Raw genomic sequence first — 24126 nt, 5'->3', positions numbered from 1 at the left:
GCGACGATGGAAGCCACCGCGGACACCGGGCGGATCCTGCGCGACCTGATGCGGGCCGCGCACACGGTGACGTTCGAGCAGCTGCCCGGCCTGATCGCCGGACACGCGGCCCGGGCCGGCTTCCGCGACGTCGCCGTCTTCGTCGCCGACATCCGCGAGACCGTACTGCGGCAGGTCACCGGCCGTGGCGTGGAGGCGGGTGAGGACGGGGAGCGGCTGACGGTGGACGGCACACTGCCCGGCCGGGCCTTCCAGCGGGTCGACGTGCTCACCGAGACCGCCCCCGCCGACCGGCACACCCGGCGGTGGTGGGTGCCGGTGACGGACGGGATCGTACGGCTCGGGGTGCTGCGGGCGGACACCGCCGACGACGCCGGCGACACCGCGCGCGACGACCTGCGCGACCTGGCCTCCCTGGTGGCGTTGCTGCTGCTCAGCAAGCGGTCCGTCAGCGACTCCTTCGCCCGGCTGGTCCGCATCGAGCGCATGAACGTGGCCGCGGAGATGCAGTGGAACCTGATGGCGCCGTCCGCCTTCGCCGGCCGGGACGTCACCGTCGGCGGGCTGGTCGAACCCGCCTACTCGGTGGGCGGCGACGCCTTCGACTACGCCGTCAGCGGCACCACACTGCACCTGTCCGTCTTCGACGCGATGGGCCACGACACCACCGCCGGGATCACCGCCAACGTGGCCGTGGCCGCCTGCCGCAACGCCCGCCGCCAGGACGCCTCCCTCGCGGACACCAGCCGGGCCGTCGAGGACCTGCTGATGACGCACTTCGGCACCAGCCGCTACGTCACCGGCATCCTCGCCGACCTCGACCTGGCCACCGGTGAGCTGACCTGGGTCAACCGCGGCCACCATCTGCCGCTGGTCGTGCGCGACAACCGCTGGACCGTCGAGCTGTCCTGCCCGCCCGCCGGGCCGATGGGCAGCGGGCTCGGCCTGCCCATCACCGTCTCCCGCCGGCAGCTGCAACCCGGCGACCGGCTGCTGCTGTACACCGACGGCGTGGTCGAGGCACGGGACGCCGACGGCCGGGAGTTCGGCCGTGACCGCTTCGTCGACTTCGTCGTACGCCACCACTTCGGCCACCAGCCCCTGCACGAGACACTGCGCCGTCTGATGCACGCGGTGATGGAGCACCACGCGGGCCGCCTCGCCGACGACGCGACGGTGCTCCTCGTCGAATGGCGCGCCGGCCGGCACGACGAGCTGACCCCCTGACCACCGGCGCGGCCCGGCACCGCCGCTGTAGCGCCACCCGAGAGCAGATCACGAGGAGCGGAGCAGGGAGCATGGCGAACACCATCAAGCACCAGACCGACCGGCAGCTCGGCGGCCCGCGCAGCGTCCTGGCGCGCCAGCGCCGCGATCACGCGGAGATCGACCGGCTCATGGAGCGCTACCGCGCCCGGCGCGACGACGAGGACGGCGAGCGGGCCCTGAAGGAGCTGGTCCAGCTGGTCTTCAGCCACGCCTTCGCCGAGGAGACCGTGCTGTGGCCGGTGGTGCGCCGTCTCGTCCCCGACGGTGAGGAACTGACCGCCCGCGTCGAGGAGGAGCACCAGCAGATCAACGATCTCGTCACCGCCGTCGAACGTCTCCCCCTCGGGGACCCGGAGCGCGCGGACAGGATCGAGCGCGCCTTCGCGCTGATCCGGCAGGACATCAGGGACGAGGAGGACCTGCTCCTGCCCCGGCTGCAGGAGGCCATGGACGCCACCCGTCTGCGACGGCTCGGCGCCGCCTGGGAGACGGTACGGCGGACCGCGCCCACCCATCCCCACCCCGCCGTCCCGAGGCGCCCGCCCGGCAACGCGGTCCTGGGCGTCCCGCTGAGCCTCAAGGACCGGGCGCGCGACGCGCTGAGCGCCCGCGGCCCCGCCGCCGGCCCGCGCACGGCGGCCACCGGTCTGGCCGTACTGCTGGCCCTCACCGGCGCCGCCCGCGCGATCCGGCGTGGGCGACGCCGAGCGCATCCGCGCGGACGACGCTGAACACCCGCCGACGGCCCGCGAATCCCGGCCCTATCGGGACGACGGGTCATGGGGGGTGTCTCGCCGGTCATGCCGGGCTCCCGGCATCTGGCACCGCGCCTCGCCGCGTTGTCGTCGGTCGGTCGTCGTCGGTCGCCAACTCCCCCACGCTCGGCGGCGCTCGCGCGGGGGCACCCCCATCGCGTCGACTCCCTCCTCCGCCTTGCGATGCGCGGCACCTGACGCCGCTCGCTGATCCGGCCTGATCGACGAGACACCCCCTAGCGGGCGATCAGGCCCGCCAGGGTGCCCACGCCCGCCGCGCAGGCGAGCGTGACGCAGGCGGCCGCCGTGTGGCGGACGAGCAGGTCGCGGCGCAGGGCCGCGTACCGGTCCTCGTACTCCCGCCGCAGCTGGGCGGCCCGGTCCACCGCCTCGCGCAGCAGGTGGCGGCTGGCTTCGAGGCGCTGCTCGACGTAGTGGCGCGTGACGTCGTCCGCCTGCGCGGTGGTCAGCCAGGGCATCCGGGAGCACAGCAGCCCCGCCTCGCGGTGCGCCTGGTCGTGGTGGGCGCGGGCGATGAGGTAGCCCTCGACGGTGTCGGTCGACGCCGTGTCGGCCGGTGCCGGGCGGTTCCGGTCGCGTCTCACTGCGGTCCGCCCTTGTGCTCGTCGGCGCCCACGACGTCCCGCTGACCGGCGTTCGCCCGCTGCTCCAGCTGCGCGAGGTCGGGATGGTGCAGGTCGAAGGCGGGGGACTCGGAGCGGATGCGCGGCAGGGTCGTGAAGTTGTGGCGGGGCGGCGGGCAGGAGGTGGCCCACTCCAGGGAACGCCCGTAACCCCACGGGTCGTCGACCTCGACGCGCTCGCCCTGCTTGGCGGTCTTCCACACGTTGTAGAGGAACGGCAGCGTGGACAGGCCGAGGAGGAACGCGCCGATGGACGAGATGGTGTTGAGGGCGGTGAAGCCGTCGGCGGCCAGGTAGTCGGCGTAGCGGCGGGGCATGCCTTCGGCGCCGAGCCAGTGCTGGATGAGGAAGGTGGTGTGGAAGCCCGCGAAGAGCGTCCAGAAGTGGATCTTCTCCAGCCGTTCGTCGAGCATCGTGCCGGTCATCTTCGGCCACCAGAAGCTGAACCCGCCGAACATGGCGAAGACGATGGTGCCGAACAGGACGTAGTGGAAGTGCGCCACCACGAAGTAGGAGTCGGTGACGTGGAAGTCCATCGGCGGCGAGGCGAGCAGGACGCCGGTCAGGCCGCCGAAGAGGAAGGTGACGAGGAAGCCGGCCGCCCACAGCATCGGCGGCTCGAAGGACACCGAGCCCCGCCACATGGTGCCGATCCAGTTGAAGAACTTCACGCCGGTCGGCACGGCGATGAGAAAACTCATGAAGGAGAAGAACGGCAGCAGCACCGCGCCGGTGGCGAACATGTGGTGGGCCCAGACGGTCACCGACAGCCCGGCGATGGCGATGGTGGCGCCGACCAGCCCGCCGTACCCGAAGATCGGCTTGCGGGAGAAGACCGGGATGATCTCGGTGATCACGCCGAAGAACGGCAGGGCGAGGATGTAGACCTCGGGGTGGCCGAAGAACCAGAACAGGTGCTGCCACAGCAGTGCTCCGCCGTTGGACGGGTCGAAGATGTGCGCCCCGAACTTGCGGTCCGCCTCCAGCGCGAACAGGGCCGCGGCCAGGACGGGGAAGGCGAAGAGCACCAGCACCGAGGTCAGCAGCACGTTCCAGGTGAAGATCGGCATGCGGAACATGGTCATGCCGGGGGCGCGCATGCAGATGATCGTCGTCATGAAGTTGACCGCGCCGAGGATCGTGCCGAACCCGGACAGTCCGAGTCCCATGATCCACAGGTCGCCGCCGAGCTGCGTGGTGCGTTCCCCGCCGCTGAGCGGGGTGTAGGCGGTCCAGCCGAAGTCGGCCGCGCCCTCGGGGGTGAAGAAGCTGGCCATCACGATCAGGCCGCCGAAGAGGAACAGCCAGTACGAGAACATGTTCAGCCGGGGGAAGGCGACGTCCGGCGAGCCGATCTGCAGCGGCATGATCGCGTTGGCGAACCCGGCGAACGTCGGTGTGGCGAACAGCAGCAGCATGATCGTGCCGTGCAGGGTGAACGCCTGGTTGTACTGCTCGGTGGACAGGATCTGCAGTCCCGGCCGGGCCAGCTCGGCTCTGACCGCCATCGCCAGCACGCCGCCGAAGAGGAAGAAGAGGAACGACGTGATCAGGTAGAGGTGACCGATCTTCTTGTGGTCGGTCGTGGTCAGCCAGGTCACGATCACCTGGCCGCGGCGGCGCTTCTCGGCCGCCGGTACCGGAGCAACCGGTTCGGTATGTGTCGCCATCGGGTCCCTCGGTCGGCATGGGTTCGGACGCTTGTAGCCGGCTCAGCGGAAGCTAGTCGTCTTCGCCGGGAGCGAGGCGCCGTACGGGCCGTCCTTGCGCCGTACGGCCCACCCGTTCATCCGTCCGGGTGGACGCAGAGGCCCGTTCGGGGGAGTGGTGCGGCCGCGTGGCGGGGACGGCGGCCGCTCACGTCGGGCAAGCCGCTCGCCTCGGGCGGACACCGCCTTCACGTCCTGCCGGCTGTTGCGTTTGCCGCGGAAGATGCGCCGGGCGGCGCCCCTTTGTCGTGTGGGCCGGGTGCGTTCGCCACCGCGTCCGGGGCGCCGGCGCCATCGCGCAGGTGGGACGGGTTCGTCGCTCTTTCGCCTCCCTGCGCCACCCCCCTCCGTATCGGGGGGAGGCGGCCGGCAGCGCTTTCGGCCATCGCATCAGGCCAGGGAAAGTCTGCTGATATGACTTATCGAGGGCGTCTTGTCCGGGTCGCGTTCCGCCGCGCTAGCTGGTGACACCGCCGCCGGCCGCAAGGAGGCCGACGGTACCGCTCACAGCGAGGTGATGACATGAAGAAGGCGTACGAGGCCCCGACGCTCGTCCGGCTCGGATCGTTCCGTCAGAAGACCGGGCTGCTGCAGCGCAACGGCAACGACCGTCTGATCCTCAGCAAGAACTGACGGCGACCGGAACGTAACGGGACTTCATGTCCGACATGCACGAGAGTGCGGAAACGGGTCGCGGTGACGCCCACTTCGCGGTCTTCCCCGACTGCGAGGAGGCGGCCGCCGCGGCCCGCTTCTTCCGCCACCCCGGCACCCGTGTCCTGACCCACGCCTCCGGCCGCCCCTGGCTGATCGGCCACTGGTCCGGCACGGAGATCGTCACCGCGCGCGCCGGTACGACGGCCCTCGCCGCCGTCGGATGGTGCGCGGCCGACCGGCCGCGGCTCGAACGCCGCGCCGCCCGCATGCGCGACCTCACCGAACTCGACGACCTCGCCCGCTCCCTGCCGGGCAGCTTCCACCTGGTCGCCGCCCACGACGGGCAGGTCAGGATCCAGGGCACCGCCTCCGGCCTGCGGCTCGTCTTCCACGCGCGCATCGGCGGCGTCCACATCGCCGCGACCAGCGCCGACCTGCTCGCCACGGCCCTGGACAGCCGCCCGGACACCGGCCGGCTGGCCGTCCGGCTGCTGTGGCCCGTGCCGCATCCGCTCTACGAGACCTCGGTGTGGCAGGGCGTCGACGCGGTCTCCCCGCACGACGCCCTGATCGTCTCCGCGGACGGACGGCGGGCCCGCACCTCACGCTGGTGGTGGCCCCCGGAGCCGGTCCGCACCCTCACCCGGGGCGCCCCCGCCGTCCGCGCGGCACTCGCCGAGGCCGTCGACCTGCGGACCCGGCCGGGCGGGGTGGTCAGCTGCGACCTGTCCGGCGGACTGGACTCCACCTCCGTCTGCTTCCTGGCCGCCCGCTCCTCCGCCTCCGTGCTCGCGGCGACCTGGCCGGGCCGGGACCCCGCCGACACCGACCTCGCCTGGGCCCGGCAGGCGGCCGAACACCTGCCCAGGACCGAGCACGTCGTCTGGGACGCGGACGCCTCCGCGCTGGTCTACTCGGACCTGCTCGGCATCGACGACCTCCTCGACGAACCGACCATCGGGGTCATGGACCGCTCCCGCGTCCTGCAACACCTGCCCTGGCTGGCCGAACGCGGCAGCCGGGTGCACCTCACCGGCATCGGCGGCGACCACGTCGCCTGGTGCTCGGAGGCGTACTACCACCGGCTGCTGCGCACCCGGCCGCTGTTCGCGCTGAGCCGGCTGCGCGGCTTCCGCGCCCTGTGGAACTGGCCGCTCGGCGCGACCGCGCGCGCCCTCGCCGACACCCGCGCCTACCCCCGCTGGCTGGCGGACTCCGCCCGGCAGCTGCGCACCCCGATGCCCGAGTCCTCGGTGACCGGCAGCCTCGGCTGGGGCATGGCACCCCGCCTGTTCCCCTGGATGACACCCGAGACGGAACGGCTGGCCCGCGAGGCCCTGCTGGACTCGGCAGCGCACGCCGAGCCGCTGCACCCGGACCGCGGCCTGCACACCGACCTGGAGCTGATCCGCACCTGCACCCGCATCATCCGCCAGTGGGAGCGCATGGCCACCCGGGCGGGACTCCCCATGGCGTCGCCGTACCTGGACGACCGGGTGATCGAGGCGTGCCTGGCGGTCCGGCCCGACGAACGCGTCACGCCCTGGCAGTACAAACCGCTGCTCACCGAGGCGATGCGCGGTGTCGTCCCGGACGCCTGCCTGCGGCGCGCCAACAAGGCCGAGGCCTCGATGGACGCCTCCGACGGGCTGCGCCGGCACCGGGGTGACCTGATGACCCTGTGGAGCGACTCCCGGCTGGAACGCCTCGGCCTGGTCGACGGCGAGCAGCTGCGCCGGCTCGCCCAGCGGCCCTCCGCGCCGGGCCTGCGCGACGCGATCCTCTACTCGACCATCGCCTGCGAGGTGTGGCTGCGCTCCCGGGACCGCGCGCCCCGCCCCGCCGTCGGATGACCGGCACCGCGTCCCGAGCCGCGCGGAACGACCGGGACCGCACCACGCCCCGCACTCCGACTCGCACGGCGGACGGCCGGGAGGGCGCACCCCGGCCCGCCGTCGGACGACCACGACAGCAGAAAGGCGCCGATTCGCATGACGCTCCGATTCCACCAGGACGTCTCCACCGCGGAGACCCAGTACGGGACGGTCCTCCTCGACCAGCGCAGCGGTGAGTACTGGGAACTCAACCCCACGGGCGCCCTCGTGGTGCGCACCCTCATGGACGACGGCGACGAGACGGCGGCCGTCACGGCACTGGTCGAGCGGTTCGACATCGACCGCGACCGCGCCGAACAGGACGTCACGGCACTGGTGCGCGAACTGCGCGACGCGGGGCTGGTCGCATGACCACCCCCAGCGCCCTCGACCGGCCCACCGGAGTCCCCCTCGCCCGCCGCCTGGCCGCCCGCCTCGTCCTGGTGCCCGCGCTGGCCCTGTCCTTCCTGCCGCCGCGTCACATCCGCGCGGTACTGGGGTGGGTGCGCCGCGGGGCACGCCCCGCCACCCCCGCGCAGGCCGCGGCCGCCCGTGAGGCGATGTGCGCCGTGAGCCTGCGCTGCGCGGGACCGCGCGGCTGCCTGCCGCGGTCGCTGGGGGCGGCCCTGCTGTGCCGCCTGTACGGGGCCTGGCCCACCTGGTGCACCGGCGTGCGCAAGGTTCCGCCGTTCTCCGCCCACGCCTGGATCGAGGCCGGCGGCCGTCCCGTGGGGGAGGGCGTCCCGGACGACTACTTCGCCCGGCTGGTGACGGTGGCCCCGGCGCGGCGGGCGGCGAGGTGAGCGGCACGGCCGTCGCGGACGACGCCCCGGCCGGCACCGGCCCGGACGGTGACGCGGCGCGGCGAGCCGGGCGGCGCGCGGGGCGGACGACGGGCGGTTCGGTCGCCGCCCTGTTCCGTCTGACGTCCGGTCACCGCCGGTCCATCGCCGCCGCGACCGCGCTGACCCTGGCCGCCTCCGCGCTCGGTCTCGCCCAGCCCCTCCTCGCCAAGCACGTGGTGGACGCCGGCGCCCGCGGCGAGGTGCTGTGGCCGTTCCTGCTGCTGCTGTCCGCGCTCTTCGCCGCCGAGGCCACCGCCGGGGCGACCGGCCGGTTCCTGCTGGACCGCATGGGCGAGGGCGTGGTGCGCATGGTGCGGCACGGACTCGTCGCGCGGCTGCTGCGGCTGGAGATGCGGGAGATGGACCGGCGCCGCCGCGGCGACCTGGTCTCCCGCGTCACCGCCGACACCACCCTGCTGCGCGACGTCGTCTCCCAGGCCCTGGTCGACCTCCTCACCGGCTGCCTGGTCTCGGCCGGGGCGTTGCTGCTGATGTTGTGGCTGGACCCGCTGCTGCTGCTCCTCGTCGTGGCGACGGTCGCCCTCGCCGCGGCCGTCGTCACCACCCTCCTGAAGGGCATGCGGGTGGCGTCGGAGCGGATGCAGTCCTCCGTGGGCGCGGTCGCCGCCGAACTGGAACGGGCCCTCGGCGCCCTGCCGGTGGTCCGGGTGTACCGGGCCGAGGAACGTGAGGCACGCCGTATCGGCGAGCGGGTGGACGCGGCGCACGGGTCGGGCGTGCGGGCGGCGAAGCTGGCCGCGATCATGAGCAGCGCGGTCGAACTGGCCGTCCAGGGCTCCTTCCTGCTGGTCCTGGTCGTCGGCGGGATGCGGGTCGGGAGCGGAGGCGCGGACTCCCTCGGCGACCTGGTCGCCTTCCTGCTGTACGCCTCGTACCTGGTCATGCCCCTGTCGTCGGTGTTCCGCGCCATCGGCCTGATCCAGCGCGGCACCGGCGCGTACCTCAGGATCAACGAGGTCCTCGCCCTGCCCGAGGAACCCGCCCAGCGGCCCGGCCCCACCGTCCCCGCCCCGCCGCCGGCGGCCTCACCGGCCCCGGCCGCCCCACCGGACCCGGTACCCGCGCTGGAACTGACCGGCATCCGCTTCGCCTACGTCCCCGGCCGCCCCGTCCTGCGCGGGGCGACCCTCACCGTCCCGCACCGCGGACTCGTCGCCCTCGTCGGCCGCTCCGGAGCCGGCAAGAGCACCCTCTTCGCGCTGATCGCCCGCCTCTACGACCCCGACGCCGGCACCATCCGCTTCGACGGCCGCCCGGCGACCGCCCTGAGCCGCCAGGAGTGCCGCGCGGGCATCGCCCTGGTGGACCAGAACACCCACGTCCTGGAAGGCACACTCCGCGAGAACCTCGTCTACGCCGCTCCCGGCGCGACCGAGGACGACATCCGCAGCGTCGTGGAGCTGACCCGGCTCGACCACGTCGTGCGGCGCCTGCCCGGCGGCCTGGACGGCGCACTGGGCGACCGGGGCGGCACCCTGTCGGCGGGGGAGCGCCAGCGCGTCGCCCTGGCCCGCGCCCTGCTCGCCCGTCCCCGGCTGCTCCTGCTCGACGAGCACACCTCGCACCTCGACGCCGTCAACGAGACGGCACTCACCCGGTCGCTGACCGCCCTCACACGGGACTGCGCGGTCCTCGTCATCACCCACCGCCTCGCCACCGTGCGCCACGCCGACCGGATCGTCGTCCTCGAAGGCGGCCGCACGGTGGCCTCCGGCCGGCACGACGAACTGCTCGCGACCAGCCCGGCCTACCGCGAACTGGCCGCCACGCACGTCGTGGGCCGGCGGGCGGAATAGGCACACACACTCACCTCACTCACCTCATTCGCCTCACTCGCCTCACGTGAAGGGGGTGAAGTGCGCGGGCGGATGGTCGATCGGCAGGTCGGGCCGCCAGGCGGTGAGAATCTGCGCGCTGCACTCGAACAGGTCGGCGGGCAGGGCGTCGAGGGGCCACCAGCGCCAGTCGCCGACGCTCTCGCCGGGCTGGTCGGCGGGTTCTCCCCGCCAGGCGGTGACGAGGGCGCCGACGGTGACGCGGACGACGTCGCCGACCCGGTCGAGGAACATGCCCAGCAGCCGGACGTCGGCGGGGTCGGCGTACAGCCCGGTCTCCTCGGCGAGTTCGCGCACCACGGCGTCGGGCAGCGACTCGCCGGGCTCCACGGTCCCGCCGGGCAGCTCGGTCGTGCCCAGCCGGTGACGGCCCAGCAGCAGGCCGTCCGGGCCGAACAGTACGGCACCGACCCCGAGCGCTGCCTGCGGGGTGGGTGGTTTCGTGGTGCGGGGGCGGGTGCCGACGCGTGCGGGGGCGTCGGCGGGCAGGGCGCGCCGCCCCGGGCCGGGGCCTGCCTGCGCGGGGTGTTCGGCCATGTGGTCCTCCCGTGGCGGGAACGGGTCCGGGCGCGGCGGCGTGGTGGCCGCCGGCGCCCGCTGACGCGGCGTCGCTCTCAGCCGAGGTGAGGTGACCCGGTGGAGGCGTGGGTGCGGGGCGTCGTGTCCAGGCCCTCGTGGGTGGTGGTCACCGGGGACGGCGTGGCCTCCGAGACCGTGGCGTCCGCCGGGCCCTCGTCCCCGCCGGGCGCGTGCGCGGGGACCACGGACGCCAGTGCGAGCAGCAGCGCGCCGACGCAGGCCGTGCCGATCACCTGCCGCAGCCGGCGGCGCCGGGCCGGACCGTCCAGGTCGCGCCACGCGGGACCGGCGCTGTTCTGCGGCTCCCACAGCTCACCGACCGGCTCGTCCCGGACCTCGCGAGCGGGCGGGGCGGGTGGCAGGACCCGAGCGCCCGCACCGCGCGCCGCAGCCGACGGTTCCCTGGGAGCCCCGGCCGCGTCGCCGTGTGCGCACTCCTCGACGAACTTGCGCCACATCTCCTCCGTGAGGGTCATGCTCCCCCTCCTCCCACCGGCTCGACGTGAACTCCGCCGAGTTTAGAGGAGATACGGCGGCGTCCCCGGCGGCGTCCGATATGTCTGCAGGCTGTCATCCGGTCGGTGAGCCTCCGGTCACCGTCGCCGCCGGGGGAGGTCATCCAACGGCGCAGGTCCGTCCACCGGCGGAGTGAACTCGCCGCCGCTCCACGGGAGTCGAGCTTCGGGAGCCCGGCGGGCCCAGGGCACGCGGTTGGGCGAGGACCCGCGTCGGTTCCCCGGCACATGATCACCTGAACTCCGGCGGCGACCGGGCCGTCGGTGGCGAATACGTCGTCTCGGCCGGTTCTGCCCGCCGCGGTCCCGTCATCCCGGTGTCAGGCCCGGCCCCCGTCCGCCGCCTCCCGGCGCGGGGCCATCGCCCAGCGGATCCCCGCGGTGACGGCCGTGCCGAGCGGGCGTACGCACACCTCCTCGGCCACCGGGAGCCGGGGCAGCCACAGGGCCCGGGCCGCCCACGGCGGCAGCAGCGAGACGGCGGACGCGGCGACGGCCCCGTAGGGCACCCGCGCCACCAGTGGGACGGGCGGCCGCAGCAGCAGATACCGCGCCGTGCTGCGGGCCTCGGGCGTCGCCCGCAGCTCACCGCGGTAGGCGGCGAGCCGGTCCGCGAGGCCGGCGCGGTCGGCCGGCGGGTCGGGAATGCCGAGCGCGGTGGCGATACGGGCCATGTCCGCGACGTACCCGTCGCAGCCGGCGTCGTCCAGCGGGCGGGCGCCGTAGCGCTGGTGGGCGCGCAGGAAGCAGTCGACCTCCGCGATGTGCACCCAGCACAGCAGGTGCGGGTCCGAGGCGGCGTACGGGAGGCCGTCGGCGGTGGTGCCGCGGACCCGCTCGTGGACCGCCCGCACCCGGTCGCAGGCCGCCTGCGCGCTGCCGGCCGGGCCGTAGGTGGTGACGGCGAGGAAGGTGCTGGTCCGCTGCAGCCGCCCCCAGGGGTCACCGCGGAAGCCGGAGTGCGCGGCCACAGCGGCCATGGCCAGCGGGTGCAGCGACTGCAGCAGCAGGGCGGCCAGGCCGCCGATGAACATCGACGCGTCGCCGTGGACCTGGCGGACCGGCCGCTCGGGGCCGAACCAGCGCGGACCCGGCGCGCCGTGGATGTGCGCCCGGTTCCGCGCGCCCTGCGGCCCGGCGACCCGCGAGAAGATCGCCTCGCCCATCCGGTCGCGCAGCGGGTCCAGGCTCGGGGGCAGTCGCATGATGCCCTCCCCTCCTTCCCCGGCCGGCGACAGGTGACGTCTGTCCATACTGCTCCGCCGCACTCCGTTCCGGCGACACCCGGTACGGGCCGTGAGCCGGCGGGGACGTGCGGTGAGCCCCGTACAGTGGAGGGGAAGCGGCGTACCGTACCGGCCGCACACCACGCGCCGGCGGTACCCCGGGCACCAGACCGAACCCCGCGCATCCTCGCGTCCGCGCACCCTCGCACCGGAGCAGCCATGCACCACCCGTCCCCCGTCCCGGACGACGGCTCCGGCACGCTCTTCGGCCTCGACGCCCTCGGCGGCGAGCCGGCGAAGGTTCCCGAAGGACCGTTGTTCCGCGACTCCGCCACGGCCCGCCGGCTGCTGTTCGTGCGGGAGATCCACGCCGAGCCCGCGGCGGCCGCCTCCCCACGCGGCCGGCAGATCATCGCCCGGTTCCCCGAGGCGCGGCTGATCACCGTCGACTCGCACTGGCGCATCCCCGGACTGCACGGCAACGAGGGGAACGTCGAGCGCTGGGTCCGCGTCAAGGGGGAGACGCTGGTCCTGGGGGAGCGCAAGGCGCTCACCGTGCGCCCCAACGGCCGGTCCGCGGACTGGATCGCGCCGGGCGCCTCCAACGGCTGCGCCATGGCCTGCGCCTACTGCTATGTGCCCCGGCGCAAGGGGTACGCCAACCCGATCACCGTCTTCACCAACATCGACCGGATCATCGCCGGCATCGCCCGGCACATCGCGCGGCAGGGGCCCAAGACCGAGCCGAACCAGTGCGACGACGTGTCCTGGGTGTACGACGTCGGCGAGAACGGCGACTGCTCGGTGGACGCCCTGATCTGCGACAACACCGCGGATCTCGTGCACGCCTTCCGGCAGTGGCCCACCGCGAAGGCGTCCTTCGCCACCAAGTTCGTCAACCCCGACCTGCTCGCCCTGGACCCGCGGGGCCGCACCCGGATCCGCTTCTCGCTGATGCCGCCGGACGACTCCCGGCTGCTGGACGTGCGCACCTCACCCGTCGCCGAGCGCGTCGCCGCCGCCGCGGACTTCCTGGACGCCGGGTACGAGGTGCACTTCAACCTTTCGCCCGTGGTGATCCGCCCCGGCTGGCAGGAGGCCTGGGCGGAGCTGCTGACCCGGCTCGACGACGTGCTGCCCCAGCGGGTGAAGCGGCAGGCCGCCGCCGAGGTGATCATGCTGACGCACAACCGGGAGCTGCACGAGGTCAACCTCGGCTGGCACCCGCGCGCCGAGGACGTCCTGTGGCAGCCGGACCTCCAGCAGGCCAAGCGCTCCGAGAACGGCGCGGTGAACGTCCGCTACCGCAACGCGGTCAAGGCGGAGGCGGTGGCCGCCCTGCGCACGCTCATCGACCGCCACACACCGTGGCTGCGCGTCCGGTACGCCTTCTGAGCGCCGCCACTGCGGCGGACGCCCGCCGGTACGCCTTCTGAGCGCCGCCGTCGCGGCACGCCGTCGCCGCCGCGGCACGGGGGGCGGCTCACCCGTCCGTGGGCGTCTGCCGCGGTTCGCGGTCCGAGGCGGGCCACACGTAGGGCAGGTCGTCCGGCACCCCGGGGAACAGCCCGGCGTACACCTCCGGGTCCTTGCGGACGAGCGCCGAGCGGTGGCTCTCGTGGAAGGCCTCGTCGCCGAGCCACGGCGGCAGCTCACCGGCCGCCGCCAGCTCCGCCTGCCCGCGCACCGGGGCGCCCGGCCGGTACGGGGCCAGCCCGGCGACCAGGGAGGCGGCGCAGCTGTCCTGGTGGCCCTGCTCCCGCCAGACCCGGCAGATCTCCAGGCCGTACCGGACCAGGGCCTCCTCGTAGCCGGTCCACATCCGTACCGCCGGGTGCCGGCGCCACCCGTAGCCCGGCACGGTCAGGCCACGCAGCACCTGCAGCGCCTCGACCCGCTGCTTGCCCAACCGGCGCCGGTCCAGCAGCAGGGCGGTCTGCCGGAAGTCGGGGTGCGGCAAGAACGTCTGCATCGGTCACCAGCTCCCTTCCGCGCGGCGCGCCGTCTGCGCGCCGGCAGGCGTCCCGATGCCTTCCCCGCCGCGGCGGCTCCGCCGCGGCCGCGCGCGGGCCCGGCCGCCGCCGGTCACCCGCTCGGCGGACATGCCCCGCCCGCCCCCTCGGCGGACGTCCTGCTCGGCGTGCGAGCCGCGGCGACGGCCTGCAAGGTGGAAGTCGACCCACCGTCTTCCGAGGGAGCGGCACCATGGCGAAGGACAAGCACTCCTCGTCGGGCAAGGAACCCGAGAAGGGCGACAAGGTCGCCTGGCAGAGCCACGGCAGCGAGACGTCGGGCACCGTGGAGAAGAAGATCACCAAGCGGACGGAGGCCGCCGGACGCACCGTCGCCGCCTCCCCGGAGGACCCGCAGTACGAGGTGCGCAGCGACAAGTCCGGCCGCACGGCCGTGCACAAGCCCTCGGCGCTGAAGAACAAGAAGAAGAAGTAGGACGGGGACGCGACGTGACGACCGAGGACGAGCGGCGCCGGATCCGGGAGACGTTCCGGGAACTGGTCAACATGCGGCCCGCCCGGCTGGAGAAGTGGCTCGCCACCGACGAGTCCCAGGCCGCCGGGCAGCACAAGGACGGCGGCGAGTCGACCGGCCACGCCTCCGGGCGCGCCATCGTGGACATCCTGCGCAAGAAGCAGAGCGACCTCTCGGACGCCGACTACCAGCACATGCGCAAGGTCACCGGCTACATCCGCCGCCATCTCGCGCAACGGCCGGCGGGAGACGTAGGCGACTCCCGGTGGCGTCACTCGCTCATGAACTGGGGCCACGATCCCACCGGCGACGACGAGTCCCACGACTGAGCCGGCTCCGGGCGGGCGTCAGGCCCCCGACGCCGGCACGGCTCACCCGCGAAGGAGCAACCCGGCATGTTCGGTCAATCGCAGGCGTTCAGCGGCTTCTCGGTCGACGACCTCGACGCGGCCCGCCGGTTCTACGGTGACACGCTCGGCATCGACGTGCAGGAGGCCGGGCAGGGAGCCATGCGGATGCTGATCCTCAGGCTCGGCAGCGGCGCGCGTGTCTTCGTCTACCCGAAGGAGACGCACACCCCCGCGACGTTCACGATCCTCAACTTCCCCGTCGACGACATCGACGCCGCCGTCGCCGGACTGGAACAGCGCGGCGTCACCCTGGAGCGCTACCCCGAGTTCGACCACGACGACAAGGGCGTCGTACGCGGCGGGGGCGGCGAAGGCCCGGCGGCGATCGCCTGGTTCACCGACCCGGCCGGCAACGTCCTCGCCGTGCTCCAGGAGAGCTGACAGCCTCGGATCCTCAGCCCCTGGTCCTCAGTCCTCGTGGCCGGGCGGCGGCAGCTCGCCGCCCGCCCGGCAGCCGCCCAAGGACGCCGTCGGGCAGAACGCGTCGAAGCCCATGCCGAACCTCGCGAAGGACTCCCACGCGGCCTGCCGGACCGCCGGGTACTCGGCCTCGGTGAGCCGGCCGCCGCGCAGGTCCCGCAGGGCGCGCAGGACCGCGTCGCGGGCGGTGAGGAAGGTCGGGTTCTTCGGGGTGAGCTTCAGGCCGTCGACGACCGCCTGCCACGTCACCCGGTAGGCCCGCTCCTTGTCGCCGAGCACGGTGGTGATCCGGCGGGTCAGCTCCAGGAGCGTCGCGCACCAGATCTCGCCCACGTTGTGGATCTTCGTGTAGTCCAGGCCGTCCGCCAGTTCCCTCGGACCCTTGCCGATGTCCCCGAAGCCGCCCGGGTACGACGCGTCGTAGGGCCGCTGGCGGATGCCGCCCGGATCGTCGATCACCCAGTTGCCGACGACGACCCGTTCCGGCTCCAGCGAGCAGTTGCGGGTGGTGAGCGCGAAGAAGTCCGACCAGCCCTCGCCCATCGCCCGGGACTGCTGCTCCCGCAGCCCTTCCGCGTCGTGCAGACCGCCCACCAGCCGGTTGGACACTCCGTGCACGAACTCGTGCACCACGACGTCCCCGTCCAGGGCCGTGTGCCGGCCCGTGGAGCGGACCAGGCCCATGTTCATGACGGCCTCCCTGCCGTCGGCCCGGGTGGCCATGTTGGCCGTGCCGAGGACCGGTTGCGGGTGCGCGAAGGCCCGGACGGGGTCGGCGCCCTCACCCTCCCCGGACACGTTCGTAATCTGGAAGTTGCCGTGCTTCTCCGTGAAGCCGAGCATCATGAAGAAGTCGTGCATGTAGTTGCAGAAGAAGAAGATGTTGGTGACGAACTCCTCGGGTGAGCCGGGCGGCGGGTTGAACACGGCGTTGCCCTGCGGGTCCGTGCTGATCTCGAAGGTCCGCCCGCTGGCCCCGTCGACGGCCACCACGTTGTTGCCGACCGTCGCCACGTGCCCGTCCTGGAACCCCGCCCACGGGCCGGGGAACCCGGGCAGCGGGGCGGCGGGCTGCTCGGTCGGATACTCGCTGAGCGGCAGCGGGAACGGCACCCGGTCGAAGCCGCTCTCGGCCGGATTGCGCCGGCAGACGCGCCCTTCGACGACGCGGTTCGCCACGTCCTGGAAGTAGAGGATCTCCGGCGCGTCCGTGTCCCGCGTACGGTCGTCGGCCTCCACCAACGCCTGGTACTGCACGGCGAAATTGGCCCGCGAAAAGGTGAACGCCCAGGTCAGCCTGATGTCGCCGCCCATGTACAGATACACCAGCCGGGCGGGGACCGCCTCGTCGAACGGGCCCTGGGCGAAGGCCGTCGGCTGGTCGTTGACCGCGTGGTGCGACAACCGCTCGAAGCCGCCGGACAGGTCCAGGGCGGGCAACTCGTCGGCGCCGAACGGTCCTTCGAGCGTCCGCGGTGCGGCCGCCTTCGCCGCGGCGACGGCCAGCGCCGCCTCGACCGGCACCGCCGGGACGGCCGGGACGTTCGCCGGCACGCTCACCGTGTCGCCGACGACCCGGTCCACCGTGCCGTCCTGGCGCAGCCACACCTTCGGCGCCATCCCCCACACCTCGATGCCGTTGTGCGTCTGCTGCAGGCTGACCACGCGCGTGCCCTCACTCGTGGCGGTCACCCGCGGATCGGCCACGAACTCGGGGGGCTCGTCGGCGGCGAAGCCCATCGCCTCCGCCACGGACGACAGGTAACTCCTCGCCTGCGCGGCGTAGTCGGCCTCGGTGGCCTGCGCGCCCGGCTCCCCGGTGAGGCCGGGTGCGCCCTCGACGCGCAGTTCGGTGAGGTGACCGGTGAAGTGGTTCACCTTGCCGGGTTCGGCGACGAGGGTGTGGTCCACCTCGGCCGCCACCCGCTCGGTCGCGTCGAGGAACGCCTCCGCTCCGCCGACCGCCGTCAGCCGGTCGTAGTCCAGATCCCGTTTGTCGATCAGGTCGGTCATGGTCGGTCCTCGTGCTCGTGGTGCGGAACGGCCGGTCGGTGCGGAACGGCCGGTCGGAGGGGAACGGGTCGTCGGTGCGGTGCGAGCGCGGGCACCGGCGGGGCGGCGGTCACAGGCCCGCGACCGTCAGCGCGGTCGCCGTGACCGAGCGGGCGATCGTCGCCGCGTACCGCGGGTCGTGGTCCGCGTCGGACAGGGTGTCGCCGGGGGTGTGGTACTGCCGGGTGCCGGTCCCCGGCGCGCCGTCGGGTGTCGAGAACAGGTCCTCGGACACGGCGACGGCCGCCCACCCCCGCTCGTGGAAGCTCGCGTGGTCGCTGCGCCCCACCGCGGGATCGTCCGGGCCGGTGAGCCGCTGGACCGTGAACTCGGGGGAGAGGGCCCGGGTGGTGTCGGCGACCAGGCCGCCGAGCGCGTTCGACGCGTCCACGACCGGGCCGGGCACCCGTGAGCCGGTGTGGATCTCCATCCGCGGCGGGCTGCCGCCCTGACGGCCGGCGATCATGTCCATCTGGAAGACGCCGACGATGGCGTCACCCCTCGCCGCGGCGGCGCGCGCGTAGAACTTGCTGCCGACGAGCCCCTGCTCCTCGGCGTTGAACAGGACGAAACGCACGTTCAGCGCCGGTGCGCCGCCGTCCGCGACGAGCGCGCGCAGGCTCTCCGCCGCGGTCAGCACCGCCGCGGTGCCGCTCGCGTCGTCGTCCGCGCCCGGAGCGGGGTCCACCGCCGGGTCGTACGGGCGCGCCTCACCGTGCTCGTCGGTGAAGTCACCGCCGGACGCCGTGGAGTCCAGGTGGGCCGTGACGAGGACGGTGGCGTCGGCGCCCTCGACGCGGTGCTCGGCCTCCACGTTGGACAACCGGTGTCCGCGCCAGGTGAACTCGTGCCGCCGGACGGTCAGGCCCAGGTCGCGCAACCGGTCCGTGAGGGCGTCGACGACACGCGGGTTGTCGTCGGCGGACGCGTCCCGACTGCGGACCGCCGGCTCCACGCCGTCCACGAGCGGGGCGGCGCCCGAGAGCCGCGCCACGTGGGCGCGCAGGGCGTCCGGCGTCACGGCGGCGGTCACCGCGGCCATGACCCGCGGGGAGGGCTGCCCGGCGGCGAACCCCTCGGCCGCGCCCTCGGCGAGGGCGCGGGCCTGCGGCACGCCGGGGCGGGACAGGAGCGCCGGGTCGGGCAGCAGGCGTTCGGTGTGCCCGGGCCTGGCACCCGGAGGGTGCAGGTCCTCGACCGGGACACCGGCGGGCGCGGCGACGTAGACACCGCCCGGAGCGGCGCCCAGCGACAGCGGTGGCGGCGCGTCCGCGGGCAGCCCGTCGGTGAGGAAGCCGTACGCCGCCGTGGCGCGGGCGGAGGCCTCGGCCGCCGCCCGCGACCCGTCCGAGGCGCCGGCGAAGGCCTCGGGGACCGCGACCGGCCGGTCGTCGCGGACCAGGAACGCCGTCGTGGCCGCCACCTCGTCGCGGACCTCGGCGGTGAAGCCGCCGCGCCGCAGGTCCGCCACGCCGAGCGCGCTCGCCATGGCGAGCACCCGCCGGGGGGACGGGACGTGCACGGGAACGGCCTCCGTGCCGTCCACGGCCTCCGCCAGCTCGGCCAGGCCGCGGCCCTCCGGCACCTCGATCCACGCCCAGAACACGGGCCGTTCCTCGGCGGCTGCCCGCGCGAACACCGGGTGGGCCGCCGTGCGCAGACCCGCCTGCCGCGCGAGGGCGCGTTCGTCGGGGTCCTCGCCGACGAAGACGCACACCTCGCCCCCGGACGCCCCGCCCGCGCTCGCCACCGCCGCGTCGAAGAGCGCGCGATCGGTCTTCGGCCCCCAGTGGATGAGACGCGTGTCCGTGAAGTGGTCGCCGAAGGCCGCGTCGAGGGCCGCCGCCGCCCGCGCACGCGTCTCCTCGCCCGGCCCCGGATCGGACAGGATGCCCTTACGCGTCCCCGAAAGATCATGCAGCACGTCCGCGACGCGAGGCCGGACCTGGAGGCGCAGCGAGCCGTCGGCCTCGACACTGACATCCGCCAACGTCGCCCCGACGTCGAAGAAGAACACGGTCATCTCGGCACTCCGGTGATCGGAAGATGGTCGGGCGCCGAGTGGAATCGCCGGCGCGGGCCGGGAGGCGGACGTCCGGTCCTTCGCGGCACTGCCCGGACAGGAGACAGCGCTGCCGGCCGGCAGACCGTCGTCGCCCCGGCAGGTCTGCCCGGCCACGAGACGGCGCTGCCCGGACAGGAGACAGGGCAGAGCGGCCCCGGCGGTCCTCCACCGATGTGCTGCTCTGCCTGCCTCGGGAGATCGGGGCGTCCCACGGCCGTCGAAAGGTCCTCGCTCATGGTCTGCCCGCCTTGCGGTGCTCTTTTCCCATGGTGCGCCCGAAACCGGACGCGTGCATCTCCCGCACGGCCCACCCCGGATCGATGCAACTTCAACCACACAAGGGGGTGATGGCCGTCAGGCCGCCCCCCGCGACCGACCCACTCGCCACCGCCGCCGGTCCGCCCGCGCCCCTCCGCGAGTCGCCCGCGTGATCACTCAACTCCGCGCTCTGCCCAACTGGTTGGGTGCCGACCTGGACAACTCCGCGCCGCCTGGGCGCCACTGCCGTGCTGTACGCCGTCTTCCTCGGCGGCTGGTACCTCGGCCAGCCGCTCCCCGACGTCGGCTGCGCGACGCAGGACCCCGGCATCGCGGTCGGGGAACCGCCGCTGAACCGCCGCCCCGCGGCTCGGGACACCAGCTGCTGCGCCGCCCTCCTCCGGTCCGGGGAGCGCCGGATGGCGTCGCTCCACGACGGCACGGCCCGCTCAGCAGTCGGCGATCACGTAGTAGCCGGGCGAGGTCTGCTTCAGTGTGCGGGTGACGAAGGTGTTCCACAGACCCATCGGCTGGCCGGACCCCTTGGCGTAGGTCTGGCCGCCGCTCGCGTAGGCCCGACCGGCCACCGTGTGCTCGTAGTTGCTCGCGGTGTGACAGGTGGGCGTGAAGCCGGTGGTGGTGGCGGTCACGGCCGCGGAGAGTGCGCCCGCGGTGCCCGCGGAGTCGACGGCGGCCACGGTGTAGCGGTATGCCGTGCCGGCGGCCAGAGCGGTGTCGGTGTAGCCGGTGGACGCCGTGCCGCCCACCTTGGTCCCGTCGCGGAAGACCTGGTACGAGGCCGCTCCGGCGACCGCGTTCCAGCGCAGGGAGACCGTGGAGTCGGAGGTCCCGGTGACGGTCAGCCCCGTGGGGGCGGGCAGCGCCCCGGTGCCGCCGTCGCCGCTGCCGCGGTCCAGTCCCCAGAAGCGGGCGGTGTGATGGCTGGAGCAGATGGTGTCCAGGTAGTACGCACCGGCCGTGCCGCACTGTTCGGCACCGCTGCCCGGGTCGACCGCCAGCCCGTGCCCCATGCCGGCGATCGAGTACACCTCGACCGCGGGACGTCCGGCGGCGTCGGTGTAGACGCTCCGCGTGGTGGAGCCGGTCAGGTTCTCGGTGCGGGACGGGGTCTGGCCGATGCCCCACACGTCGGTCCACTGGTCGCGCAGTTCGGTCGCGTTGGCGGGCCGGACCGTGGTGTCGGCGGTGCCCTGCCAGATCGCCACGCGCGGCCAGGAGGTGGTCCCGGCCGGAGCGGCGGCACGCACCAGGTCGCCCCACTGGGCCGGGGTCCGGTCCGGCGGGCTGTACATGCAGGTGTACGCCGCGGACACGCTGTCGGCGCAGCGGGCGGGCAGTCCGGAGGCGATGGCCCCGCCCGCGAAGACGTCGGGGTACGCCGCGAGCAGGTTCGCCGTCATGCCGCCGCCCGCCGACAGGCCCGTGACGTAGACGCGCCGGGGGTCACTGCCGTACAGCGCGACCGCCTTGTCGACCATCTGCCGGATCGACAGCGCCTCGCCCCGGCCGCGCGTGCTGTCACCCGGCTCGAACCAGTTGAAGCAGGAGTTGGCGTTGTTGGCGGTGCTGGTCTGGGGGAAGACGACCGCGAAGCGGTGCCGGTCGGCGAGGGCCGGCCAGCCGGAGTGGCCGTAGTAGTCGCCCGCGCTCTGCGTGCAGCCGTGCAGCGCCACCACGAGCGGGGCGCCGGAGGGCAGGGCGTCGGGGACGTAGGCGTACATGGCGAGGTTGCCGGGGTTCGTGCCGAAACCGGAGACCTGGGTCAGGCCCGCGGCGGAGGCGGGCGAGCCCTGGGCCACCAGACCGGCGGCGAGGGCGAGCGCGCCCGCCGCGGCGGCGAGCCGGCGGCGGACGCCGCCCAGGAGACGGCGGCCCCTCGTGGGGTGGTGCGGCTGACTCATGGCGACTGCCTCCCTGCTGCGATGGACGAGTGGGAGGGCATCATCGGCGCGGTCACACCGCAAAGGCATGGGCTGTGCAACCAGGTTGAAGAGGTGTCGTATGTGGCGGCCCTCCATGGTCACGCCCGCTCCGGGCGGCCTAACCTCCCGCGCATCCCCGGCACTCGATCACGGAGGCACCCGATGCGTCTCGCCCGCGGCTCCACACCACGTCTCAGGCGACGGGGCGTACCGGCCGCCGCTCTCACCGCCCTGACCCTCCTCGCCTCCACGGCGACGACCACGACCTCGGCCCTTGCGACGACCACGACCGCGGCCGCAACCACCAGCACGGTCACCGCCGCGTCCGCCGACGGCACCCGTCCCTGCCCCCGCCTGACCCAGGTGCGCGTGCCCGGCGCCGCACACCAGAAGGCGGCCTGCCTCAAGGAGCTGACCACGGCCGGGACGGTGGCCTCCGGTCACACGGACCCCGCCGACTGGGCCGGCCTCACGCCGAAGAACCTCGACGTGCCGAGCGGCGTCCCCGGCATCCAGATCGACGGCTACTTCCCCGACACCTCCACCACCAACACCAACCACGGCTGGCACCACGACGCCCAGTTCGTGCTGCGCCTGCCGGACCGCTGGAACGGCGGCCTGGTCGTGGCCGGCACGCCCGGCAACCGCGAGCAGTACGCCAACGACCGGGCCATCGCCGACTGGGTCCTCGCGCGCGGCTACGCCTACGCCGCCACCGACAAGGGCAACACCGGCCTCGCCTTCCACCGCGACGGGAAGCGGCCGGGCGACGCCATCGCCGAGTGGAACCGGCGGCTCACCCAGCTCACCCGGGCCGCCCGCGCGGCCGTCGCCCAGCGCTATCTGCGCCCGCCCGCGCGCACGCTGGTGACCGGCATGTCCAACGGCGGCTACCTGGTGCGCTGGCAACTGGAGAACCACCCCGAGCTGTACGACGGGGGAGTGGACTGGGAGGGCACCCTCTGGCGCGCCGACGGACCCACCCTGCTGCACTTCCTGCCCGAGGCGCTGCGCGCCTACCCGCGCTTCGCCGCGGGCGGCCCGGACGCCGAGCGGGCGCGGGCCGACCTGCACGCCGCGGGCTTCCCGGCCGGCTCGGAGTTCCTGTGGCCGTACCACCACCAGGTCTACTGGGACCTGACCCAGCGCGTCTACCGCGAGGAACTCGACCCCGGCTACGACGGCCCCACCGAGGCCGGCACGCCCTACTGCGCGCCTGGCACCCCCGGCTGCGACGCCGACTACGACTACGCGGCGCGCCCCGACGAGGTGCGGCGGGCCGTGGAGCGGATCGCGCTCACCGGGCGGATCGGCAAACCGCTGATCACCCTGCACGGCACCCTCGACGTGCTGCTTCCCATCGGCCGGGACTCGGACGTCTACGCCCGCATGGTCGACGCCGCCGGGCGCGCCCCGCTGCACCGCTACTACCGGATCGAGGGCGGCACCCACACCGACAGCCTGGTCGACGCCTTCCCGGACCGGCTGCGTCCGCTCACCCCCTGCCACCGCTCGGCGCTCACCGCGCTGGAGGACTGGCTCACCACCGGGGTCCGGCCGCCCGCCTCCCGGACGGTCGCCCGGCCCGCCGGGGCGGACGCCGCCGACCTGCTGACCACGTGCTCCCTGTCGGGGCGGCCCTGAACCGACGGGCCGCGCGGGTCAGCGGGCCCAACGCCGAGCGGGCCCAACGCCCAGCGGGCCCAGCGGTCGGCGCGCCGCGCCGGTCAGGCGGGCCCAACGGTCGGCGCGCCGCGCGCCGGCGGATCGCCCGGTCAGCGAATCGCGACGACCACGTGGCTGTCACCGTACTGCCAGACCGCGCCCGCCTGCCGGAACCCGGCCCGGCGCAGCAGCCGGACGTGGGTGGAGAGGGAGAGGGGAACGGGCTCCGGGGTGCCGGGCGAGGGCTCGCGGCCGCGGCGTTCGGCGAGGAGGTCGGTCAGTTCCGGGTCCTCGGCGACCGCCGTCCACCAAGAGGTCCAGTCCTCCTCCGGCCAGGCCCGCTGCCGTTCGGCGTGGCGGCTGCCCACCTCGCCGGCGATCTGTGCGAGCGCGGGGTCGTCGTGCGGCAGGTGGTCGCCGTTGACGAGGACCCCGCCGGGCCGCAGCAGCCGGGCGAGCCGCCGGTAGGTGCGCCGCAGCGCGTCCGGGGCCAGGTAGTGCAGGGCGGTCGTGGACACCGCCGCGTCCAGCGGGCGGTCGAGGCCCAGGGCCTCGGTCCAGCCCGGTGCGTCGATCTCCGCGTCGACGTACCGGGCGGCGTCCGGGTGGTGGGTGCGGGCCAGCTCCAGCAGCAGCGGGTCCCGGTCGACGCCGACGATCTCCGCGGCCGGCAGCCGGCGGGCCAGCCGGGCGGCGAGCGAGCCGGGGCCGCAGCCGAGGTCGACGACGAGCGGGCGGCCCGGCCGGCCGGCGGTGACGTGCTCGACGACGTCGGCGATCACGGTGAAGCGCTCCTCACGGTCGATGGCGTACCGCTGCTGCTGGCGCTCCCAGCGCTCCACCCATCGTTCCGCCGTCGCCAGGCTCAGTCCCATGGGGTCGTGCCACCTCACCGTC

At 74.1% G+C, this 24126-nt stretch carries 21 protein-coding genes and 1 pseudogene; 12 read left to right on the top strand and 10 right to left on the bottom strand.

Translation table 11 applies throughout. The annotated features are described in order from the left end of the window. Window positions 1-6: 6 nt before the first annotated feature. The gene (locus tag G7Z13_RS02920; RefSeq protein WP_165995743.1) at window positions 7-1227 is read left to right on the top strand and encodes a PP2C family protein-serine/threonine phosphatase; all 1221 of its coding nucleotides are present in this window, start codon (window positions 7-9) and stop codon (window positions 1225-1227) included. A gap of 71 nt (window positions 1228-1298) precedes the next feature. After that, window positions 1299-2000 (top strand): hemerythrin domain-containing protein, encoded by a 702-nt coding sequence (locus tag G7Z13_RS02915; RefSeq protein ID WP_165995740.1) that lies wholly within the window; start codon window positions 1299-1301, stop codon window positions 1998-2000. A 260-nt stretch (window positions 2001-2260) separates the two neighbouring features. Here the strand turns inward: G7Z13_RS02915 and G7Z13_RS02910 are convergent, their stop codons facing one another. Both G7Z13_RS02910 and ctaD read right to left on the bottom strand, forming a co-directional pair. Then, window positions 2261-2629: a hypothetical protein gene (locus G7Z13_RS02910; protein ID WP_165995738.1), complete on the bottom strand. Its 369-nt coding sequence runs from the start codon at window positions 2627-2629 to the stop codon at window positions 2261-2263. After that, on the bottom strand, window positions 2626-4338 hold the full coding sequence (gene ctaD, locus G7Z13_RS02905; RefSeq protein ID WP_165995736.1) for a cytochrome c oxidase subunit I: 1713 nt from the start codon (window positions 4336-4338) through the stop codon (window positions 2626-2628). The genes G7Z13_RS02910 and ctaD overlap by 4 nt, the downstream gene beginning before the upstream one ends. A 561-nt stretch (window positions 4339-4899) precedes the next feature. Between ctaD and G7Z13_RS02900 the strand changes: the two genes are divergently transcribed. The 5 genes from G7Z13_RS02900 (at window position 4900) to G7Z13_RS02880 (ending at window position 9570) form a co-directional block, all read left to right on the top strand. After that, the gene (locus tag G7Z13_RS02900; RefSeq protein ID WP_107095211.1) at window positions 4900-5010 is read left to right on the top strand and encodes a keywimysin-related RiPP; all 111 of its coding nucleotides are present in this window, start codon (window positions 4900-4902) and stop codon (window positions 5008-5010) included. A gap of 26 nt (window positions 5011-5036) precedes the next feature. Continuing rightward, window positions 5037-6887 (top strand): lasso peptide isopeptide bond-forming cyclase, encoded by a 1851-nt coding sequence (locus G7Z13_RS02895; RefSeq protein WP_165995734.1) that lies wholly within the window; start codon window positions 5037-5039, stop codon window positions 6885-6887. A gap of 138 nt (window positions 6888-7025) precedes the next feature. Next, window positions 7026-7280 carry a lasso peptide biosynthesis PqqD family chaperone gene (locus tag G7Z13_RS02890; RefSeq protein WP_165995732.1) on the top strand — a complete coding sequence of 85 codons (255 nt, stop codon included), beginning with the start codon at window positions 7026-7028 and terminating at the stop codon, window positions 7278-7280. Further along, window positions 7277-7711 (top strand): lasso peptide biosynthesis B2 protein, encoded by a 435-nt coding sequence (locus G7Z13_RS02885; RefSeq protein ID WP_165995730.1) that lies wholly within the window; start codon window positions 7277-7279, stop codon window positions 7709-7711. The genes G7Z13_RS02890 and G7Z13_RS02885 overlap by 4 nt, the downstream gene beginning before the upstream one ends. Then, on the top strand, window positions 7708-9570 hold the full coding sequence (locus G7Z13_RS02880; protein WP_165995728.1) for an ABC transporter ATP-binding protein: 1863 nt from the start codon (window positions 7708-7710) through the stop codon (window positions 9568-9570). The genes G7Z13_RS02885 and G7Z13_RS02880 overlap by 4 nt, the downstream gene beginning before the upstream one ends. Window positions 9571-9612: 42 nt before the next feature. On the opposite strand, the pseudogene G7Z13_RS02875 reads toward G7Z13_RS02880, so the two are convergent. The 3 genes and pseudogenes from G7Z13_RS02875 to G7Z13_RS02865 form a co-directional block, all read right to left on the bottom strand. Further along, window positions 9613-10083, bottom strand: a pseudogene (locus G7Z13_RS02875) (NUDIX hydrolase); the annotation flags it as partial. Window positions 10084-10223: 140 nt separating this feature from the next. Continuing rightward, window positions 10224-10664 (bottom strand): hypothetical protein, encoded by a 441-nt coding sequence (locus tag G7Z13_RS02870; RefSeq protein ID WP_165995724.1) that lies wholly within the window; start codon window positions 10662-10664, stop codon window positions 10224-10226. 359 nt (window positions 10665-11023) lie between these two features. Beyond that, window positions 11024-11908 carry an oxygenase MpaB family protein gene (locus tag G7Z13_RS02865; RefSeq protein WP_165995722.1) on the bottom strand — a complete coding sequence of 295 codons (885 nt, stop codon included), beginning with the start codon at window positions 11906-11908 and terminating at the stop codon, window positions 11024-11026. Window positions 11909-12148: 240 nt separating this feature from the next. On the opposite strand from G7Z13_RS02865, the gene G7Z13_RS02860 reads away from it, so the two are divergent. Further along, window positions 12149-13324, top strand: coding sequence for a spore photoproduct lyase family protein (locus G7Z13_RS02860; RefSeq protein WP_165995720.1), 1176 nt, complete (start codon window positions 12149-12151; stop codon window positions 13322-13324). Window positions 13325-13412: 88 nt separating this feature from the next. Here the strand turns inward: G7Z13_RS02860 and G7Z13_RS02855 are convergent, their stop codons facing one another. Beyond that, the gene (locus G7Z13_RS02855; RefSeq protein WP_165995718.1) at window positions 13413-13901 is read right to left on the bottom strand and encodes an MSMEG_6728 family protein; all 489 of its coding nucleotides are present in this window, start codon (window positions 13899-13901) and stop codon (window positions 13413-13415) included. Between the two features lie 233 nt (window positions 13902-14134). Between G7Z13_RS02855 and G7Z13_RS02850 the strand changes: the two genes are divergently transcribed. The 3 genes from G7Z13_RS02850 (at window position 14135) to G7Z13_RS02840 (ending at window position 15207) form a co-directional block, all read left to right on the top strand. After that, the gene (locus G7Z13_RS02850) at window positions 14135-14377 is read left to right on the top strand and encodes a DUF2945 domain-containing protein (RefSeq protein ID WP_165995716.1); all 243 of its coding nucleotides are present in this window, start codon (window positions 14135-14137) and stop codon (window positions 14375-14377) included. Between the two features lie 14 nt (window positions 14378-14391). Beyond that, a complete protein-coding gene (locus G7Z13_RS02845) occupies window positions 14392-14745 on the top strand; it encodes a DUF3140 domain-containing protein (protein ID WP_165995714.1) in 354 nt (117 codons plus the stop codon). Between the two features lie 66 nt (window positions 14746-14811). After that, on the top strand, window positions 14812-15207 hold the full coding sequence (locus G7Z13_RS02840; RefSeq protein WP_165995712.1) for a VOC family protein: 396 nt from the start codon (window positions 14812-14814) through the stop codon (window positions 15205-15207). Window positions 15208-15234: 27 nt separating this feature from the next. Here the strand turns inward: G7Z13_RS02840 and G7Z13_RS02835 are convergent, their stop codons facing one another. The 3 genes from G7Z13_RS02835 to G7Z13_RS02825 all read right to left on the bottom strand — a co-directional run bounded on the left by G7Z13_RS02835 (window position 15235) and on the right by G7Z13_RS02825 (window position 21543). Then, window positions 15235-17259 carry a M36 family metallopeptidase gene (locus G7Z13_RS02835; protein ID WP_165995710.1) on the bottom strand — a complete coding sequence of 675 codons (2025 nt, stop codon included), beginning with the start codon at window positions 17257-17259 and terminating at the stop codon, window positions 15235-15237. A 109-nt stretch (window positions 17260-17368) separates the two neighbouring features. After that, window positions 17369-19321, bottom strand: coding sequence for a M20/M25/M40 family metallo-hydrolase (locus G7Z13_RS02830; protein WP_165995708.1), 1953 nt, complete (start codon window positions 19319-19321; stop codon window positions 17369-17371). Window positions 19322-20070: 749 nt separating this feature from the next. Further along, entirely contained in the window at window positions 20071-21543 is a 1473-nt protein-coding gene (locus G7Z13_RS02825) for a PHB depolymerase family esterase (RefSeq protein ID WP_165995706.1), read from the bottom strand. Window positions 21544-21726: 183 nt separating this feature from the next. Between G7Z13_RS02825 and G7Z13_RS02820 the strand changes: the two genes are divergently transcribed. Next, window positions 21727-23208, top strand: a complete 1482-nt coding sequence (locus G7Z13_RS02820) for a tannase/feruloyl esterase family alpha/beta hydrolase (protein WP_206312990.1) — start codon at window positions 21727-21729, stop codon at window positions 23206-23208. Window positions 23209-23339: 131 nt separating this feature from the next. On the opposite strand, the gene G7Z13_RS02815 is transcribed toward G7Z13_RS02820, so the two are convergent. Next, window positions 23340-24104 carry a class I SAM-dependent methyltransferase gene (locus G7Z13_RS02815; protein ID WP_165995704.1) on the bottom strand — a complete coding sequence of 255 codons (765 nt, stop codon included), beginning with the start codon at window positions 24102-24104 and terminating at the stop codon, window positions 23340-23342. Window positions 24105-24126: the final 22 nt, after the last annotated feature.

The organism is Streptomyces sp. JB150, from assembly GCF_011193355.1.
Classification (GTDB): Bacteria; Actinomycetota; Actinomycetes; order Streptomycetales; family Streptomycetaceae; genus Streptomyces.
Note: the sequence above shows the minus strand (reverse complement) of the source record. Positions and strands in the feature narration are given on the sequence as shown.